The organism is Collinsella sp. AF19-1LB, assembly GCF_003459655.1.
Classification (GTDB): domain Bacteria; phylum Actinomycetota; class Coriobacteriia; order Coriobacteriales; family Coriobacteriaceae; genus Collinsella.
Genome location: NZ_QRWO01000009.1, coordinates 22,371 through 40,031 on the forward strand (window position 1 = coordinate 22,371; position 17,661 = coordinate 40,031).

The following is a 17,661-nucleotide window of genomic DNA, read 5'->3' on the forward strand; positions in this document are numbered from 1 at the left end:
AACCACCTACGCCGGAAGCATGCCAGAAATTGCCGTTACGATCAGGCCAAAGACGACCATGAAGATGAAGAACTTCCAAATGGTCTTCCACCATTGGCCAAACGAAATCTTAGCCACGCCAAGGCCGGCAACCGTCATGCCCGCCACGGGACTGATGGTGTTGATGGTCTGGTTGGCAAACTGGAGCGCGGTAACGGCCGCCTCGGGATTGAGGCCCATGAGCTCGGTCAGGGGGCCCATAACGGGCATGGTGAGTGCCGCCAGGCCAGAACTCGAGGGAACCAGCAAAGAGAGCAGGCCAAGGACGATATACATAAACGTGGTGTAGACGGCGGCGGGCGCACCGGCGAGCGCAGTAGCGAGCGCCTGGAGGATGGTGTCGATGATCATGCCGCCCTCGGCGATGACCAGAATACCGCGAGCGATACCGATAACGATGGCGGCGTACGCAAAGTCGGCGAGACCTTTAACGAACTCCTCAGCAATCGTCTGCTGGTCAAGACCGCCCAGGATACCGGCAAGCAAGCCCATGCCAAGGAACACGGCGGAAATCTCATTCATGTACCAACCCTGGGTAACAAGACCCCAGACGATAATGCCCATACCGCAAGCAAAATCGATAAGCACGAGCTTCTGACGGGTAGTGAACTCTTCCTCGATGGAGGCATCGGTCACGGAAAACTCGATACGCTTGAGCTTATCGTCCTCGTACGTAATGGACGACTCGGGGTTTTTCTTGACGCGCATGGCGTAGCGCATGGCCCATGCGATACCGACGGCAGTGAAGATGACCCAAGAAACGGCGCGCAGCCACAGTTGCGGATTGCCCTCGATGCCAATGATGCCCTGGGCGATCAAAACATTAAACGGATCGATGGTCGAAGCGCAATATCCCAGGTTAGGACCAAGGAAGCAGATGATGAATGCCGTCATCGAGTCATAACCGATACCCATCATGATGGGAATGAAGATGGCATAGAACGGCAGGGCTTCCTCAGACATACCAAACGTGGTGCCGCAAATGGACAGCAACGTCATCGTGATGGGAATGATGAGGATGTCCTTGTTCTTGAGCTTTTTAATCACGCGGCTCATGCCGGCATTCAAAGCGTTGGTCTTGGTGATGATTGCGAACGACCCGCCAATCAATAAGACGAACGCAACGACGTCGGCAGCCTCCTGGATGCCCTTAGTGGGCGCTTGCAGGACCGCGAAGATATCCTGCCCCAGATTGATGGTCTCGCCGGTCTCGGAATCGGTGTAGTTCTTATCGACCTGTTCATAGGTTCCAGCAACGGCGACTTCACGCTCGCCCGCCGCTGTCGAAATCGTCTTGCGCTGATACTGACCAGAGGGAACGATCCAAGTCAAGACCGCAAAGACAACGATCAGCAAGAACATGATCGTATAGACATGCGGTAATTTGAACTTAAAACGTCTGTTTGTCTTCTTCGCCTTCGTATCTGACATAGATACCTCCAAAGAACTCGAGACTGCATCGCATCTCGCTTCAACGTTTGCACAAGGCAAACGTTCTATGACGTTCTATAGGTTACCAGCAGCTTTTCTCGCCATCAAGATAATTTCAAACTGATTGCCGCAACGCGGTTGAACGGTTGCGTTTGCGCCGTGAACGGTATGGAAACGCCCGGTGAGATGATCCACCGGGCGCTTTCATACGCAATGTCCTAGATGTCAAAAACGTAGCGAGACCCAACGATCCGCTGACGACCGATGATAAACGGCCGCCGCTGCTCATCGAAAAAGAAGGCTTCCATATAAAACAAGGGTTCGCCAACGGGAACTGCCAACAACCGAGCGACCTCGGGCGACGCACACGCGATCTCAAGCGTGCATGGGTCGGTAAACGCGGGCGTGCGGCCCGTCAGGTTGCGCACGAACTCAAAAATGGATTGGTTAGATAGAGGTGCCGTTGATAGATAGGCGTTGTCCTCGTAAACATATATGTTGTTCTCGAGCATGACAGGGACGCCATCGGCAGTACGCACGCGCTCAACGCAGATCAAGTCAGTTCCAACGGGAACACCAAAGAACTGTGCTTCGGTGGAATCCGCCGGCAGCATCTTTCTCGAAATGACACGCGCCCCCGGTTCCATTCCGTTAACGCGGCATGCGTCCGAAAAACTCTGGACGTCATCCTTCTGGCGAATCTTGCGCTTGAGCTTGGGGGCATTGACAAACGTGCCTTTCCCCTGTCGCTTCGTTAGATAGCCCTGTTGGACGAGCTCCTCAATAGCGCGTCGCACGGTAACGCGGCCAACTTTATAGCTCTCAGCCAATTCGAATTCGTTGGGTATCCGCGCACCTGCCTTGTAGGCACCGGAGTTGATTTCGTTTTTGATGATATCGATAACCTGTTGGTACAGCGGTATCGCTGCTTTACCGTCAGTTAGCCCTTCAGTCGGTGGCATATACCCTCTCCAAGCACAATTAAGCCTAAAACGGACTTAGGGGCATTCAACAAGTCCTTAAGCCCGCATTAGCTTAAAGTATGCTAGGTGTCGCACCAAAATGTCGGCTATTTACTCATCAGACCCGAAAAACGCGCAACTACCGCGCTCCTAAGAAAGCTCAAGCAGTTCCGGCAGCTGGTCGATGATCTTGTCCGCAGCATCCTGGCTAAAGCCAAACCGCTCCTCGCGCTTGGCGATTACCGTCAGACCCGCTCGCTTGCCGGCAGTGATGCCAGGCACCGAATCCTCAACGCAGCAGCAACGGACCGCAGGCAGCCCCAACAGGTCCAGCGCATGCAGGTAGATGTCGGGCTCGGGCTTGCTCTCCTTAAACTGCTCGCCGCTCACCACGTACTCAAAGGCATCCGACAGACCACATGCATCGAGTACTTCCTCGATGCTGTCCATGGGAGACGAGCTCGCCAGCGCCACGCGAACGCCGCGGCGCGGCAACTCTCGAATCGTATCCACAGCGCCCGGGTTAATCAAAGCCTGGTAGTCACGCGGACGCTTATGCGCCCACTCGTCCCAACGGGCCAATGCCTCCTCGCCAGTGAAGTGCCCTTTACCGGCGCGCTCAAACCAATCGACTAGCATATGCAGGAAGAACTGATGTGAGGTACCAACCTGCCCGTTCAACTCCTCTTGGGTCAGATTCAACCCAAGCTCCTTGGCAAACGCGGCAGTCTCCCCCAGGTAGTAATACTCGGTATCGACAATGACGCCGTCCATGTCAAAGATAACGGCGTCGAACGGAAATGCGGACACGGCACCCTCCCTAACAAAAGGGCGCCCGCAAGCGGACGCCCGAACCATGCACTATCGGCGATTCTAACCCAGCAGCTGGTCAAGTGCTACCGCGATACCGTCTTCGTTGTTGTTGGCGGTCACCATCTGGGCCACGGCCTTGACTTCATCGACAGCGTTACCCATGGCGACGCCGGTACCAGCCCACTCGATCATAGACTTGTCGTTCTGGCCGTCGCCAAACGATACGACCTCGCTGGCATCGATGCCGAGCTTGGGCAGGGCACCCTCGAGCGCACGGGCCTTATCGATACCGGGCGCCGTGTACTCAAAGTACCAGTCGGCCGTAAACATGCCCGAAAGCGTCTGCTTAAAGGGCGCATACATCTCCTCGTAATGCGCCTGCAGGTAGGCCGGATCGCCCGCCGTCAGCAGCTTGTCCACGGGATAAGTGTCCACGACCTCATGCAGGCTCTCGACCTCGCGAATCTTAAGGTCGCACGCATCGCGCTCGTATTTGACGATGTTTTTCTGCGAGCCGTCAGGCAGCGTGATCATGCAATGGTACGAGTCCTCGACGTGCAAATCGCGACCGAGCGAGATGATGGGGATCACGTCAAAATTACGCAGGTGATCAATCAGGCGATGCAATTCGTCGGCAGGCATAGCCTGATCGAACAGCACCTCGTCGGTCTGAGCATCGACGACGTGCGCGCCATTAAAGGCAACTAGCAGACCATCATGGTTCTGAAGGTCGAGCTCCTGCGCCAAGGCATGCAGCCCCCATGCGGGACGACCCGAAGCCAAGATAAGCTTAATGCCCGACTCCTGCGCCGCGAGCAGTTTCTCGCGCGTACGCGGGCTGATGACCTTTTGGTCGTTGGTGAGCGTACCGTCGATATCCATTGCGATGGCTTTGATTGCCATATATGCCTCCCTGACATTGAACAACCTTGTCTGAGCCATCATACAGAACACCCACGGCGGCGTTGTTTGCAACGGGAAAAATGTCATATTGTCCCAAACATGAACGGCGCGCCTTCGACGATTGCGATGCCCGTCGAGGCGCCTCCCGATACATTCCATCCTATCCAAATAGCAAAGGGCCCGCATCCCAACGGATACGGGCCCTTGTCGGCTATGCGTTAGTTTTCGCAGCGAATCCTACTTGCGGTGAGCTCGGTAGAACTCGATGAGCGCCTGGGTCGAAGCGTCCTGTTCGGCCTTGGCGGCGTCGTCGTGGAAGGCCGGGGTGATCTGCTTGGCAAGCTGCTTGCCAAGCTCGACGCCCCACTGGTCGTAGGAGTCGATGCCCCAGACCGTGCCCTCGACAAACGTGATGTGCTCGTACAGGGCGATGAGCTCACCAAGCGCGAACGGGGTCAGCGTGTCGCCAAAAATCGAGGTCGTCGGACGGTTGCCCTCAAAGCAGCGGGCCGGGACGATCTGCTCGGGCGTGCCCTCGGCACGCACCTCATCGGCCGTCTTACCAAAGGCGAGCGCCTTGGTCTGGGCCAGGAAGTTGCCCAGGAACAGCTCGTGCACGTCCTGACCGCTGTCGGTCGCAGGGTTGGCGGTATTGGCAAAGGCGATGAAATCGGCCGGGACCACCACGGTGCCCTGGTGCAGCAGCTGGTAGAAGGCGTGCTGACCGTTGGTGCCGGGCTCGCCCCAGAAGATCTCGCCGGTATCGGAGGTCACAGCGCTGCCGTCCCAGCGGACATGCTTGCCGTTGGACTCCATGGTGAGCTGCTGCAGGTAGGCCGGGAAACGGTGCAGATACTGGCAGTACGGAAGCACGGCGTGGCTCTTGGAACCGAAGAAGTTGACGTACCAGACGTTGAACAAACCCATCAGCGCGACGGCATTGTTCTCGAGCGGCGTGTTGCAGAAGTACTCGTCGATGGCGTGGAAGCCCTCAAGGAACTGCTGGAAACGCTCGGGGCCGAGCACGACGATCAGCGACAGGCCCACGGCGGAGTCGACGGAGTAGCGGCCGCCGACCCAGTTCCAGAAACCAAAGGCGTTAGCCGGGTCGATACCGAAAGCCTCGACCTTCTCGAGTGCGGTGGAAACGGCGACGAAGTGCTTTGCCACAGCCTCGGCGTTCTGCTCATCGGAGCCATCGATGGCGCCCTGAGCCTTGAGCTGCTCGAGCATCCAGGTCTTGACCTCGCGGGCGTTGGTGAGGGTCTCGAGCGTGGTGAAGGTCTTAGAGACGATGATCACGAGCGTGGTCTCGGGATCCAAACCCTTGAGCTTCTCGGCCTGGTCGTTGGGGTCGATGTTGGAGATATAGCGGCAGTCGATACCGGCGTCGGCATAGGGACGCAGGGCCTCGTAAGCCATGACCGGGCCCAGATCGGAGCCGCCGATGCCGATGGACACCAGGTGCTCAATCTTCTTGCCGGTAACGCCCTTCCACTCACCGGAGCGCACGCGCTCGGCGAAGGCATACATGCGATCGAGGACCTCGTGCACGTCGGCGACGACATCCTGGCCGTCGACGATAAGCTGGCCTTTCTCGCTTGCCGGACGGCGCAGCGCGGTGTGCAGGACGGCGCGGTCCTCGGTGGTGTTGATGTGCTCGCCGGAGAACATGGCGTCGCGGCGCTCCTCGAGCTTCACCTCGCGGGCAAGATCGCACAGCAGCTTGACGGTCTCATCGGTCACCAGGTTCTTGGACAGATCGAAGTGAAGGTCGCCGGCGTCAAAGCTCAGCTTGTTCACGCGGTCGGCGTCAGCGGCGAACCAGGCCTTGAGGTCGATACCCTCGGCCTCGAGCTTCTCCTGATGAGCCTCGAGCGCCTTCCAAGCGGCGGTCGACGTAGCGTCGATAGGTGCGGCAACAGTTGCCATAAAGTCCTCCTCAGCATACGGGCGCAAGCCTCCATGCGCCCGGATAATCAGATAGTCCTATTCTAGCGCAGGTCAAGACTACAATCAGCGAGCGTTGCCAATCCGCCCCCCCAACGGCAACCGACCAAAAAGGGACAGGTTTATTTTGGCAGGTCAAACGCTTTACCAACCAAAAATAACCTATCCCTTTATGGTAAATATTAGGCCGCGGCGCACACACTGCCGAGCAGCTCGCGCAGAGGAGACCCGATGTCCTCCAGCAGTTCGGGCGCGATAATGGCAAAAACGGGGACCTCGCCGGTGCCCACGACAGCAGGCACCTTGCCCTCCGAGACAATGCATCCATAAGGCACAAAGCCGTCTTCGTCGGCATCGAGCGCCGCCATGCGACGCGCGAGCTCGCGCGCAAAGCCAGCAGTATCGGCATCGCCAATCGCCAGGACAAAGTTTACGCCTTCGTCGGTCGCCAGGGCCACGGCTTCGTCGATCAGCTCGTCTCCCCCGTCGCCCTCAAACGAGCCGCAGCGGAAAAGCACACGCTCGAGTAGGGCTCGATCAAGCGAGCCAAGTGCCGCCGAGACAAGCTCATCGCGCGTATGCTTGTCACCGCCCAGCACAACCAGCGCCTTGGTGCCACCGTAGTGAGCGACCAATCGTCCGCACCAGCGAGCCACATCCCCATCCGCAACCAAGCGCGTCGGCATACCAAACCCATAGTTGACCATTATCCCCACAACCCTTCCGTGCGTATAGGCGGTATCAATCGTTAGGCTCATGCTACGAAGCGAGGTTTTCCGAGCTGTTTCGCTCTCTTTAGAGCTGCGTTAAAAAACCCGATGCAACCGCACGACCATACCCGCCAAAGAGGGACAGGTTTTGACGATGTCCGCGCAAGCAGGTATTATCGAACATGTATTCGATAAGAACATGTGTTTGATGGGAGGACGCGTGGGACACGAGCGTCACACCTATATCTGCATCGACCTTAAGACGTTTTACGCCAGTGTCGAGTGCGTCGACCGCGGACTCGACCCACTCACTACGTGCCTGGTCGTTGCCGACGAATCGCGCGGGCGCACGACCATCTGCCTCGCCATCACACAGGCTATGAAGGACCTCGGGATACACAATCGCTGCCGTCTGTTCGAGATTCCCGACGGCATCGACTGCATCAAGGCCGTACCGCGCATGCAGCACTACATGGAGGTGTCGGCGAAAATCTACGGCATCTATCTGGAATACGTGAGTCCGCAAGACATTCACGTCTACTCCATCGACGAATGCTTTATCGACGTGACGCCCTATCTGGACCTCTATCACACCGATGCGGAAGGGTTCGCCTGCATGTTACGCGACGAAGTCCTCGCGCGCACGGGCATCACGGCAACGGTCGGGATCGGCCCCAACCTATTTCAGGCCAAGGTGGCGCTCGACATTACCGCCAAGCACGTACCCAGCCGCATCGGCATACTCGACGACGAGACCTTTCGCAAAGAGATCTGGCCTCATCGTCCCATTACCGATATCTGGGGCATCGGCCCCGGCGTGGCAGCCCGCCTCGAAAAGTACGGCGTCTACGATCTGATGGGCGTCGCCGCGCTCGACGAAAACCTGCTTTACGATGAGCTCGGCGTCAATGCCGAATATCTTATCGACCACGCCTTTGGGCGCGAGCCAACGACCATCGCCGATATCCAAGCCTATCGCCCGCAAGCGACCTCGACCACCACGGGGCAGGTGCTCTCGAAGGGCTATGCCTACGAGCAGGCCTACACCGTCTTGCGCGAAATGGTCGATGCCGCCGTGCTGGATTTGATCGACAAGCACGTGGTGTGCGACAGCATCTCGCTCTTTGTGGGCTATGCAAGCGAGCGCGCCGACATACGCCGGCTCAACGCCAGCGGCACGGCGCAGTATATAGACGGCTGCGGACACCTGCGCTCGAGTACCTCGGGCATCGAACCCGCAGCGACCGACGGCTCCGAGCTCGCGCCCCGTGCTCCCAAGCCCGTCCAGCGCGATGACGAAAGGCGTCGCCTGGTGCGCGAAGCGCAGGCAATCGATGGCATCTTTGTGGGAGAGCATGGCGGCAAACCGCGTGGTGGCTATGCCGCACTCTTTGCGCACTCCAACGCCTCGCGAAAGCTGCCCGAGCGCACTAATTCGTTTAAGAAAATCATGGGGTATTTCGATGACCTTTGGGCACAAACGGTCGATCCCAAACGACCGGTCAAGCGCATCAACCTGGGATTTGGCAACCTCATGCCCGAGGAATTTGCCACCATCGATCTGTTCAGCGATATCGAGGCCGATGAGCGCGAGCGCGATCTGGCGCGCGCCGTCCTGGCCGTGAAAGACAAGTACGGCAAGAACGCGCTCGTCAAGGGATTAAGCTTTACCGCCGGCGCCACCGCGCGCGAACGCAACGATCAGGTAGGAGGACATCGTGCCTAAGTCCCAACAACAGCCGATGCGGCCACCGACGCCTTTTGAACGTCTAGCGGACCCCGAGGGAAGACGTCGATCCGCCGACCCCAAGCTCACCGCCAACGGCGCCGTCCGTGCCGGCCGTGCCGCGCAGTTTATGCCCTTTGCCGCCCTCACGGGATACTACGAACTCGTGCGCAAGCAGGAAATCACCGTCGAGCCAAAACGTGAGCTCACGGAAGAAAAAGCCCTCGTGCTCTCTAAAAAACTCGAGGGTCTCAAACGTAGCGACTTGGTTCGTGTCACCTATTACGATACATACGGCTATCGCAGCCGCACCGGCATCCTCGACGAGGCGCTCCCCGCCTTCAAGCTCCTCAAGCTCCGAGACATCGCCATCGACTTCGACGACATCCAAGACATCGAGCTGCGCGGACGAGCCTAGCCAAGGAAGCGCACCCAGAGCGACGCTTACAGCGTCATGACGTAGTAACCCGCATCTCTCACGGCAGTCTCAAGGACACCGCGATTGATCGGCCGCTTGGAGCGCACACGCGCTGTGTGGTCCGCGTACGTTACCGTAGCCCACACACCATCCAGCGCATTGAGGGCATTGGCTACGTTCTGAGCGCAGCCGTCACAGCTCATGCCGCCGATGAGCAGCTCATCGCTATAGGGATAGTGTGACGCATCGGTATCCACCACAACAACCTTTTTGGCCTTCTTGCCGCTCGCACCATCGCTGCAACAACTCTTCCCGTGTGTCGAAGCGGCAATGCGACGCAGTCCAAAAAACATGCCGACGGCAATGACGGCCAGCACGATGAGATTCGCAGGGTTGAGCAAGTCACTCATGCGCCCCCCTTTCAAGTAGCACTATCTAGATACCCCCATGGGGTGTCCCCATCTTAACCCAAAATCATGTCTGTTCGGTCAATTAGTTTCCCTCTTCAAACTTTTTTGTTGACCATGGCTTACTTTCGTGTATAAGTTTTCCTAGGCTAACAGTTTAGATCCGTAAGGAGCGCCGTGACTCGAACCATAGACATCCCAACGTTTCAGGCAGCAATCGTGCGCAACTGCTCTCCCACGCTCGCGGGCATCAAGCCGGCATCGCTCTTTACCTATCCCGGCGTCTACGCAAGTCAAAACGGCAAGCCCGGCAACCCCCATATCGAAGTGCGTCGTACACATCTCCTTGCCGTCATAGCTCAATGCAACCGAGAACTCCAACCGTTCGGCATCCACACGAGCGTCTTGGTCTGGCGCCCCTGCGGAGCGCTCATCTATGTGTACCGCCCTGCGGACCTCATGCGATACCTCTCCGACCCCCGCGCCACGACGGCGCTTGCCGCCGAAGGTTACGATGTCCACAACCTGCCCGCATCCCTGGTGCATCTCGCCGCGCGCATCACGCTGGCAAGCAGCAATGCCACGGAAAGCGCCTGCGCCGACGGACCATGCGTTCTTGCGCAGAGCGAACCTTGCGGCGACGGCTGCACCTGCGAGTTTCCTCACGAAATTGGCTATTTTTTGGGATATCCCTACGAAGATGTGCGTCAATTTATCGTCCAGCATGGCGAGAACTACAAGGTCTTTGGACCTTGGAAGGTCTACACGAATGTCGGGCAAGCGCTTGCGACGTTCGAATCCTACCGCGCTTGCACGCAACACCTCACCCATGTCTATCAGCAGGGCCATAGCCTGGCAAAACTTGCCCAGGCAACCCGATAGAACATACAAACCGCGGCCGCACGCCGCACAACCGAAAGGACAACACATGAGCAAGATCGCGGTCGTCTACTGGAGCGGCACGGGCAACACCGAGGCCATGGCAAACCTCGTTGCCGAGGGCGCGACGTCAGTCGGCGCCGAGACAGATGTCATCTCCTGCGCCGACTTCTCCGCCGACAAGGCCACCGGCTATGACGCCTTCGCCTTCGGCTGCCCCGCCATGGGCTCCGAGGAGCTCGAGTACGATGAGTTCCAGCCGATGTGGGACGAAGTCAAGGAAACCCTCGGCGACAAGAAGGTCGTCCTCTTTGGCTCTTATTCGTGGGCCGAGGGCGAATGGATGGACAACTGGAAGGCGGATGCCGACGAGGCAGGTGTCAACGTCGTCGATTCCGTCATTTGCTACGACGCCCCCGACGATGAGGGCGAGGCGGCCTGCAAGGCTCTGGGAGCGGAGCTGGCCTAACGAAGCCGGCATAAAGTCTCAAAGCAGCTGACAGCCGAGCACCGCACAACAACAGTCGCTCATGCCCAAACAAAAACGGGGCCGGATACATATCCGGTCCCCGTTTGTTATATCGACAACCTCGAGGCGCCGCTACGAGATATTGCCCAAAAACGCCTTGGTGCGCTCGCTCTTGGGATGGTCAAAGACCTCGCTCGGCGTACCCTCTTCCACGATAACGCCGCCGTCCATAAAGACGACGCGATCGGCGACGTCACGGGCAAAGCCCATCTCGTGCGTCACGACGATCATGGTCATGCCGTCGCGGGCCAAGTCGCGCATAACGCCCAGCACGTCGCGGACGAGCTCTGGGTCGAGCGCGGACGTGGCCTCGTCAAAGAGCATCACGTGCGGGTTCATCGATAGGGCACGGGCGATGGCCACGCGCTGCTGCTGGCCGCCCGAAAGCTGACTCGGCATAAAGTCGATGCGCTCGGCAAGACCAACCTTGGTCAGTTCCTCGACGGCGATCTTCTCGGCCTCTTCCTTGCTGCGCCTGAGCACCTTTTGCTGCGCGAGCATGACGTTCTTTTTGACCGACAGGTGCGGGAACAAATTGAACTGCTGGAACACCATGCCCAAATGCGTACGCACCTTGTTAAGGTCGACGCCCTTGGCGCACATGTTCACGCCCTCAACGACGATCGAACCGCTCGTGGGGTCCTCCAGGCGGTTGATGCAGCGCAGCATCGTCGACTTGCCCGAGCCCGAAGGACCCAACACAACGACAACCTCGCCCTTATGCACGTCCAGATCGATATCGCGCAGAACTACGTTGTCGCCAAAGGCCTTCTGAAGGTTCTTGATGCTGACGACAACCTCGTTGGAATTCGTTTCACTCATGCCAGGACCTCCTTACAGACCGGCGATATGATCGGCGGGCGTGGCGACAACCTGCCCAGCGCTCTTGTTGGGACGCTTTTTCTTGGTCTCGGTCGTCCCCAAAAGCCTCGCCTCAAGACCGCTCACCAAGCGCGCAAGCGGCAGGGTAATAACCAGATAGAACAGGGCGGCAACCACATACGGCGTAATGGAGCCCGTCGTGGCCACGATGGTACGGGCGTTCATGACGATCTCGACCACGCCCACGGCGGCGAGCAGCGACGTATCCTTGTAGAGCAGGATAAACTCGCTGGTCAACGTAGGCAGAACATTGCGGAACGTCTGCGGAATCATAACGTAGAGTAGTGTCTGGAAGGCATTCATGCCCAGCGAGCGAGCAGCCTCGTTTTGACCCTTAGGAATCGACTGAATACCGGCACGGAAGATCTCGCACAGATACGCAGACGAGTTCATGGCCATGACGATGACGCCCAGGACATAATCATCCACCTTGACGCCGGCCAGTGGCAGGCCAAAGAACGCGATATAGATCTGCAGGAACGCCGGCGTGCCGCGGATGATATTCACGTAGATGCCGGCAAGGCAGCGCAGGATGCGCGACTTGGAGATGCGCATGAGCGACAACGCAAAACCGAAGGGAATTGCCAACGGGAACGCCACAAGCACGATCGAGAGCGACATGAGGAAGCCCTTGAAGACGATCGGCAGGCTCTGGACCAAAATAACCGGGTTCAGGAACAGGCGGAGGAACATATTTGAGTTCCACGCCTCGATCCACGGCTGCTCCTTAAGGTCGGCCAGGAAGTTATCGAATGCCGTCACGCCCTTGATCTCCACCGACGGAATCTTGGAGATCTTCTTGGTCGAGCCGTCAGCCAAGATGTAGGTTCCGCTAAAGGCCTCGTCGCCGCCCTCGACGGGGAACGTCACGCCGTAAACCTCGACACGGAAAAAGCCGCCGGCAGGCGCCGTCTCGCCAAAGTCGATCTTGAGCGTCTGGCCATCGGCCTTGCACGTGGGCTTCATGGGCGTACGGTCCATGAGGTCCTCGCCCGAGAGCATCGTCAATCGCGTGTCATCGGTACCAAACGTCGCGCCGTCGACAAACGTCAGCGAAAGACCGCTCAGCTCCTCGTCGGCATCGGCCTGAACTTCCCAGGTAATGCGCGTCTCGGTGCCGCCGACCACAGCGCTGCCCGAACCGGTGTTGGGTCGGGCGGTAATCTTTGCGGTCTCAAGCGCCTGGGCGGTCGTGGGCGCATATGCCCCCGCGCACACCAGCGCGAGCGCCACGGCCATGACGCAGGCTAGCTTTTGGAGCAAGGCGGACAGTGAAAAACGCTGCTCCGTGGCCCCTTTGTTCAATCGAGACAAGGTGGCTCCTATCGTAGAAGTTGCCGGCAAAACAAGACGGAAACGCGGTCCGTCGAGAGAAGCGCAAAGGCCCTCTCCGCAAAACGGAAAGGGCCCGCACGCAATCAAGCATTAATTTACTTGATGCTGTACTTAGCCATGAGGGCGTCAACGGTACCGTCGTCGGTCAGGTCCTTGATGGCCTGGTTGATGTCGTCCTTGAGCTTGGTGTTGCCCTGGTTGATGGCGATGGCGTACTCCTCGCCGGTGCTAATCTGCTTGATGGTCTGGCAGGTGTTGAACTGCTCGGCGGTCAGCTGGCTGGCAACGGAGCGGTTGGTGACTACGGCGTCGCCCTTATCGGACTGCAGGGCGCTGAAGCACTCGGTGGCGTCCTTGTAGGGAACAATCTTGGCCTTGGGGAAGTTCTCCTGGGCAAAGGCCTCGGCGGTCGAGCCAGACTGGACGATGATGGTAGCGTCGGCGTTGTTGAGCTTCTCGCTGAAGTTGTCGGCCGTGATGTCGGTGTTATCGACCTTGGTCACGATAGCCTGATCGTCCATGTAGTAAGAGTCGGAGAAAGTGACTTCCTTCTCACGCTCGGGCGTGTCAGTGATAGCCGCGATGGCGACGTCGTACTTGGCGCCCGAAGCGACGCCCGGAACCAGCGTGTCGAAGTCGTTGTTGACGTACTCGACATCCAGACCCAGCTTATCGCCGATAGCCTTAATGAGTTCAAGGTCAAAGCCCTGGTAGTCGCCGTTGTCATCCTTGTACTCAAACGGCGCGTACTCGGCAGAGGTGCCGACGGTGAGCGTACCGTCCTTGACGAGCGCGTACTCCTTGGAGCCGTCGACCTTCTCGACCTTAGCGTCGTCAGAGCTGCTGGAACTGGCATCAGAACCAGAGGTGGCGTTGGACGAGCCGCAGCCCGTCAGTGCAAGAGCGAGCGCCATGGCGCCCGTGGCGGCAAATGCACCAAGCTTCTTGAGCTTCATAATCAGTCTCCTTCCAGTGACCCCATTTGATTCAGAGGTCTGCAAAAACTGTTGGTTATTATGCACCTGTAAGTGCGAATCTGCAATTAGAAAACTGATTGAAACAATCACATAACGTGAATGGAACACTCCACTTTGTGACAGTCGTTACTGCTGTAACGACCTTAAAAGTTTGATTTCAGCTGCATAACCTGCAAGTTCGTTCGGCGTCTCCAAAATGAACGGCAATGCACGCAAACGGCTATTCGATACAATAATCTGCATAACCTGCATACCACCGCCAAACTCCTCGCTGCCAAGGTATCCCTTGCCGATGCACTCGTGACGATCTTTATGGGCACCACAGGGGTTCTTCGAATCGTTGATGTGTACGGCACGCAAGCGGTCGATACCCACCACGCGGTCGAACTCGTCGAGTACGCCGTCCAGATCATGGATGATGTCGTAGCCGGCATCGCTCACATGGCAGGTGTCCAGACACACGCCCAGCTTGTCCGATAGCTCTGGACGCCTGGCGGCAGCACCCTCGATAATGCGCGCCAGCTCTTCAAAGCTACGGCCCACCTCGGTACCCTTGCCCGCCATGGTCTCGAGCAGCACCGTCGTCTGCTGTCCCCCAAACATCACCTGACACAAGGTGTCGACGATCATCTGAATGCCGGCATCAGTCCCCTGCCCCACATGCGCGCCGGGGTGGAAGTTGTAGTAGTTGCCGGGCAGCGCTTCCAGACGCTGCAAGTCCTCGGCCATGGCCTCCAAGGCAAACTCGCGCGCCCGCTCTTTAGCCGAACAGGGGTTATAGGTATACGGGGCATGAGCCACAAGCGGGCCAAAATCGTTTTGCTCCATAAGCTCGCGCAGGGCCGCCACATCATCCATATCAAGGTCTTTCGCCTTGCCACCACGCGGGTTGCGCGTAAAGAACGCAAAGGTATTGGCGCCAATGGACAACGCCGTCTCCCCCATCGCCCGATAGCCCTTCGTCGTCGAAAGATGACACCCGATCGTCAGCATCTCCAACTCCCCCTCATCAGTTGCGGTGAAATACGGTCTATTGGTGCCTTATTTTGGCGCAAACAGACCGTATTCCACCGCAACTTATAAAAGGGTCATGAGGAGCGCGTTTTGTTGAAGGCCTTAAGCACCGCCGTCACGGGACCAGGCTGAAAACGGCGGCGTACGTCGTCCAAGCGCCCGGGGATATCGATGTGCTGCGGACAATGCCGCGCGCATTTGCCGCATTTGACGCAATTGCTCACCAACTTGGACTCGCTCGTGCGCACCGCACTCGCCGTAAAGTATTGTGACAGCCCCGTAAACCAGCTGTGCGCATAGCTCGCGTTGTAGGCGGCAAAGCAGCCGGGAATGTTGATACCCTTGGGACATGGCATGCAGTAGCCACATCCCGTGCAGGGCACACGGTTCGATTTCTCAAACTCCATCAACACGCGCGCAATCGTGTCGAGCTGGTTGGCAGTCATCGAATTCGGCAACGCGAGGTCTGCCAGTGACGAATTCTCGTCCACCTGCGCGGTATCGGTCATGCCCGAAAGCAGCATCGTCACCTGAGGATGGTTCCACACCCACGAAAGCCCCCAGGCGGCAGGAGTACGCAGGTGCGGGTCACGGGCGTCGTCGAGCACAGCGCGAGCCCGCGGCGGTAGCTTGCCCGCCAGACGCCCGCCCAGCAGCGGCTCCATCACAAACACCGCGAGCCCGCGCTCCGCGGCCGCCATGAGTCCTGCTGTTCCCGCCTGATATCGCTCTCCAGCGTAATTGTACTGGATCTGGCAAAAGTCCCACTCATATGCATCGAGCATCGTCATGAAATCCGCCGCGCTGCCGTGGTACGAAAAACCAATCTGGCGAATGCGCCCCGCCGCCTTTTGACGCGCAATCCAGTCCTCGATGCCCAACGCCACCACACGTTCCCACTGGGCGGGCGAGGTAATGTTGTGCATGAGGCAATAGTCGATACGGTCGGTCCGCAGGCGACGCAGCTGCTCGTCGAAGAACCGATCGAAATCCTCCGCGCATTTGCACGAAGCATGCGGCAGCTTGGTTGCGAGCAAAACCTGGTCGCGCAAGCCCAGGCGCTCAAGCGACGCCCCCACGCACGCCTCGTTGCCGGGATAGAGATAGGCCGTGTCCAGGTAGTTAATCCCCTGCTCCACCGCACGGGAGATGATGGCGTCGGCAGTCTTCGCATCCGGGCGTCCCGGCGCACCGGGAAACCTCATGCAGCCCAGCCCCAACGCCGAGATACGGTTGCCGCTTTTGGGGTCAACGCGGTATTGCACGGCCCCTCCCTTCGCCATCAGCGCCCCGGCAAGGCGAAACACAATGGTCACGCAGCCGAAACATCGTGGAATCGCAATCGAGAACGTATCGTAACGCAGCAGAAATCGAGCTGTCACGGCACCGCATTAACATCAGCAAAAAGCCCGATGAAAGGAGCCAAGCGTGACCACACGCGAGGACGTCTACCTCTACCCCGGCGAGCAGTACATCCTCTCGGTCGACCGCTATCAGATCGAAGTCATGGACCATCTGGACGAGCTTCCTGCCACAAGCGCCGTCATCTTCTGCACCTTCCCCAAGGTGCGCGATGGCGTCGGATTCCTCGCGCGCGTTTTTGCGGTCTGCCCTGCAGCGTAGCGTCCAGGCAAACGTTTCTTTTTTATAACAGCCGCTCCGCGCACCCACCAATCACCCTGGCAGCATACTATCCATCAGGCGCCCCTTACGCGGGCGCCTTTTATATGGGGAGATGATTCGCATACAGATCAACAAGGTCGCCTTTATCGGCAAGGGCGGCGTGGGCCTGCTCTACGGCAGCATGATTGCCAAGGCCCTCGGCAATGACGCCGTCGAATACGTTATGGATGACGCCCGTTTTGAGCGTCACGCAAACGATGCGCTCACCGTCAACGGCAAGCCCTGCGCGCTCAAGTCCGTCCGCGCCAGCAAGGCAACGCCCGCCGATCTGGTCATCCTGACGGTCAAGACGACTGGACTCGATGCGGCGCTCAAGACTATGGAACGCATCGTAGGGCCCGACACGCTCATCGCATCCCTTTGCAACGGCATCACGAGCGAGCAAAAGATCGCCGAGCGCTTTGGCTGGGAGCACACCGTCCTCGGAATCTGCCAAGGCATGGACGCTGTGTTTCTCAACGGCGCGCTCACCTTTACCAATGCGGGCGAGATCCGCTTTGGTGCGGCCGCCGGCACCGACCCCGCGACCGTCGCCGCCATCGACGAGCTCTACACGCGCTGCGGCATCGCGCACACCGTCGAGGCAGACATCGCGTACCGCATGTGGGCCAAGCTTATGCTCAACGACGGCATCAACCAGACCTGCATGGCCTACGGCGGTACGTACGGAAGCGCCACGGAACAGGGCTCCGAGCAGCGTCGTTGCTTTGTCTCCGCCATGCGCGAGACGCTTGCAGTCGCCAACGCCGAGGGTATCAAGCTCACCGAGGCAGACCTAACGCAGATGGTGCATCTCATCGAAGGGCTCGACCCCGCCGGCATGCCCTCGATGGCGCAGGACCGCGTCGCTCAACGCAGAACCGAGGTCGAGGAGTTCGCGGGCGCCGTCCGCCGCCTCGCGGCCAAGCACGATATCCAGGCGCCGCAGAACGAATGGCTCTATCAGCGCATCCGTGATATCGAGGCAAGCTGGTAACGCCGCCGCACCGCATCCAACAGTCTC

General features: G+C 58.7%; 18 protein-coding genes. 6 read left to right on the forward strand and 12 right to left on the reverse strand.

The window, feature by feature from the left end:
- Positions 1-6: 6 nt before the first annotated feature.
- From DWX39_RS03785 to DWX39_RS03810, 6 genes are all read right to left on the reverse strand, one after another.
- Positions 7-1,470, reverse strand: a complete 1,464-nt coding sequence (locus tag DWX39_RS03785) for a YfcC family protein (protein ID WP_117716559.1) — start codon at positions 1,468-1,470, stop codon at positions 7-9.
- 218 nt (positions 1,471-1,688) lie between these two features.
- Positions 1,689-2,432, reverse strand: a complete 744-nt coding sequence (locus DWX39_RS03790) for a GntR family transcriptional regulator (RefSeq protein WP_117716558.1) — start codon at positions 2,430-2,432, stop codon at positions 1,689-1,691.
- Positions 2,433-2,582: 150 nt separating this feature from the next.
- Positions 2,583-3,242, reverse strand: coding sequence for an HAD family phosphatase (locus tag DWX39_RS03795; RefSeq protein ID WP_316242585.1), 660 nt, complete (start codon positions 3,240-3,242; stop codon positions 2,583-2,585).
- A gap of 63 nt (positions 3,243-3,305) precedes the next feature.
- The gene (locus DWX39_RS03800) at positions 3,306-4,148 is read right to left on the reverse strand and encodes a Cof-type HAD-IIB family hydrolase (RefSeq protein WP_187361818.1); all 843 of its coding nucleotides are present in this window, start codon (positions 4,146-4,148) and stop codon (positions 3,306-3,308) included.
- A 237-nt stretch (positions 4,149-4,385) separates the two neighbouring features.
- Positions 4,386-6,080: a glucose-6-phosphate isomerase gene (gene pgi / locus DWX39_RS03805; RefSeq protein WP_117637472.1), complete on the reverse strand. Its 1,695-nt coding sequence runs from the start codon at positions 6,078-6,080 to the stop codon at positions 4,386-4,388.
- 200 nt (positions 6,081-6,280) lie between these two features.
- Entirely contained in the window at positions 6,281-6,805 is a 525-nt protein-coding gene (locus tag DWX39_RS03810) for an iron-containing alcohol dehydrogenase (protein ID WP_158561608.1), read from the reverse strand.
- Positions 6,806-7,007: 202 nt separating this feature from the next.
- Between DWX39_RS03810 and DWX39_RS03815 the strand changes: the two genes are divergently transcribed.
- Together DWX39_RS03815 and DWX39_RS03820 are read left to right on the forward strand one after the other, a co-directional pair.
- Positions 7,008-8,534 carry a DNA repair protein gene (locus DWX39_RS03815; RefSeq protein ID WP_369831521.1) on the forward strand — a complete coding sequence of 509 codons (1,527 nt, stop codon included), beginning with the start codon at positions 7,008-7,010 and terminating at the stop codon, positions 8,532-8,534.
- Positions 8,527-8,952 (forward strand): hypothetical protein, encoded by a 426-nt coding sequence (locus DWX39_RS03820; RefSeq protein ID WP_233508865.1) that lies wholly within the window; start codon positions 8,527-8,529, stop codon positions 8,950-8,952. The genes DWX39_RS03815 and DWX39_RS03820 overlap by 8 nt, the downstream gene beginning before the upstream one ends.
- Positions 8,953-8,978: 26 nt before the next feature.
- On the opposite strand, the gene DWX39_RS03825 is transcribed toward DWX39_RS03820, so the two are convergent.
- A complete protein-coding gene (locus DWX39_RS03825) occupies positions 8,979-9,362 on the reverse strand; it encodes a heavy-metal-associated domain-containing protein (RefSeq protein WP_117758553.1) in 384 nt (127 codons plus the stop codon).
- A gap of 174 nt (positions 9,363-9,536) precedes the next feature.
- Here DWX39_RS03825 and DWX39_RS03830 point away from each other — a divergent pair, with 174 nt between their 5' ends.
- Both DWX39_RS03830 and DWX39_RS03835 read left to right on the forward strand, forming a co-directional pair.
- A complete protein-coding gene (locus DWX39_RS03830; protein ID WP_117758554.1) occupies positions 9,537-10,241 on the forward strand; it encodes a DUF3793 family protein in 705 nt (234 codons plus the stop codon).
- Positions 10,242-10,287: 46 nt separating this feature from the next.
- A complete protein-coding gene (locus tag DWX39_RS03835) occupies positions 10,288-10,707 on the forward strand; it encodes a flavodoxin (protein ID WP_117758555.1) in 420 nt (139 codons plus the stop codon).
- Between the two features lie 132 nt (positions 10,708-10,839).
- Here DWX39_RS03835 and DWX39_RS03840 read toward each other — a convergent pair whose 3' ends face one another.
- From DWX39_RS03840 to DWX39_RS03860, 5 genes are all read right to left on the reverse strand, one after another.
- On the reverse strand, positions 10,840-11,589 hold the full coding sequence (locus DWX39_RS03840; protein ID WP_117758556.1) for an amino acid ABC transporter ATP-binding protein: 750 nt from the start codon (positions 11,587-11,589) through the stop codon (positions 10,840-10,842).
- Positions 11,590-11,601: 12 nt separating this feature from the next.
- Complete coding sequence (locus DWX39_RS03845) at positions 11,602-12,963, reverse strand: amino acid ABC transporter permease (RefSeq protein ID WP_233508863.1); 1,362 nt, start codon at positions 12,961-12,963, stop codon at positions 11,602-11,604.
- Between the two features lie 116 nt (positions 12,964-13,079).
- Entirely contained in the window at positions 13,080-13,940 is an 861-nt protein-coding gene (locus DWX39_RS03850; protein ID WP_117758557.1) for an ABC transporter substrate-binding protein, read from the reverse strand.
- Positions 13,941-14,087: 147 nt separating this feature from the next.
- Positions 14,088-14,954, reverse strand: coding sequence for a deoxyribonuclease IV (locus DWX39_RS03855; protein WP_117758558.1), 867 nt, complete (start codon positions 14,952-14,954; stop codon positions 14,088-14,090).
- Positions 14,955-15,049: 95 nt separating this feature from the next.
- Complete coding sequence (locus DWX39_RS03860; protein ID WP_117758559.1) at positions 15,050-16,240, reverse strand: aldo/keto reductase; 1,191 nt, start codon at positions 16,238-16,240, stop codon at positions 15,050-15,052.
- Positions 16,241-16,403: 163 nt separating this feature from the next.
- Here DWX39_RS03860 and DWX39_RS03865 point away from each other — a divergent pair, with 163 nt between their 5' ends.
- Positions 16,404-16,598, forward strand: coding sequence for a hypothetical protein (locus DWX39_RS03865; protein WP_117735789.1), 195 nt, complete (start codon positions 16,404-16,406; stop codon positions 16,596-16,598).
- A gap of 112 nt (positions 16,599-16,710) precedes the next feature.
- Positions 16,711-17,634 carry a ketopantoate reductase family protein gene (locus tag DWX39_RS03870; RefSeq protein ID WP_117758560.1) on the forward strand — a complete coding sequence of 308 codons (924 nt, stop codon included), beginning with the start codon at positions 16,711-16,713 and terminating at the stop codon, positions 17,632-17,634.
- Positions 17,635-17,661: the final 27 nt, after the last annotated feature.

Excerpts from the sequence above, each read along its gene's own strand:
- DWX39_RS03855 (WP_117758558.1), bottom strand. The coding sequence starts at position 14,954 with ATGCTGACGATCGGGTGTCATCTTTCGACGACGAAGGGCTATCGGGCG.
- DWX39_RS03870 (WP_117758560.1), top strand. The coding sequence starts at position 16,711 with ATGATTCGCATACAGATCAACAAGGTCGCCTTTATCGGCAAGGGCGGC.
- DWX39_RS03800 (WP_187361818.1), bottom strand. The coding sequence starts at position 4,148 with ATGGCAATCAAAGCCATCGCAATGGATATCGACGGTACGCTCACCAAC.
- DWX39_RS03790 (WP_117716558.1), bottom strand. The coding sequence starts at position 2,432 with ATGCCACCGACTGAAGGGCTAACTGACGGTAAAGCAGCGATACCGCTG.
- DWX39_RS03825 (WP_117758553.1), bottom strand. The coding sequence starts at position 9,362 with ATGAGTGACTTGCTCAACCCTGCGAATCTCATCGTGCTGGCCGTCATT.
- DWX39_RS03785 (WP_117716559.1), bottom strand. The coding sequence starts at position 1,470 with ATGTCAGATACGAAGGCGAAGAAGACAAACAGACGTTTTAAGTTCAAA.
- DWX39_RS03815 (WP_369831521.1), top strand. The coding sequence starts at position 7,008 with ATGTGTTTGATGGGAGGACGCGTGGGACACGAGCGTCACACCTATATC.
- DWX39_RS03840 (WP_117758556.1), bottom strand. The coding sequence starts at position 11,589 with ATGAGTGAAACGAATTCCAACGAGGTTGTCGTCAGCATCAAGAACCTT.
- DWX39_RS03810 (WP_158561608.1), bottom strand. The coding sequence starts at position 6,805 with ATGGTCAACTATGGGTTTGGTATGCCGACGCGCTTGGTTGCGGATGGG.
- pgi (WP_117637472.1), bottom strand. The coding sequence starts at position 6,080 with ATGGCAACTGTTGCCGCACCTATCGACGCTACGTCGACCGCCGCTTGG.
- DWX39_RS03850 (WP_117758557.1), bottom strand. The coding sequence starts at position 13,940 with ATGAAGCTCAAGAAGCTTGGTGCATTTGCCGCCACGGGCGCCATGGCG.
- DWX39_RS03835 (WP_117758555.1), top strand. The coding sequence starts at position 10,288 with ATGAGCAAGATCGCGGTCGTCTACTGGAGCGGCACGGGCAACACCGAG.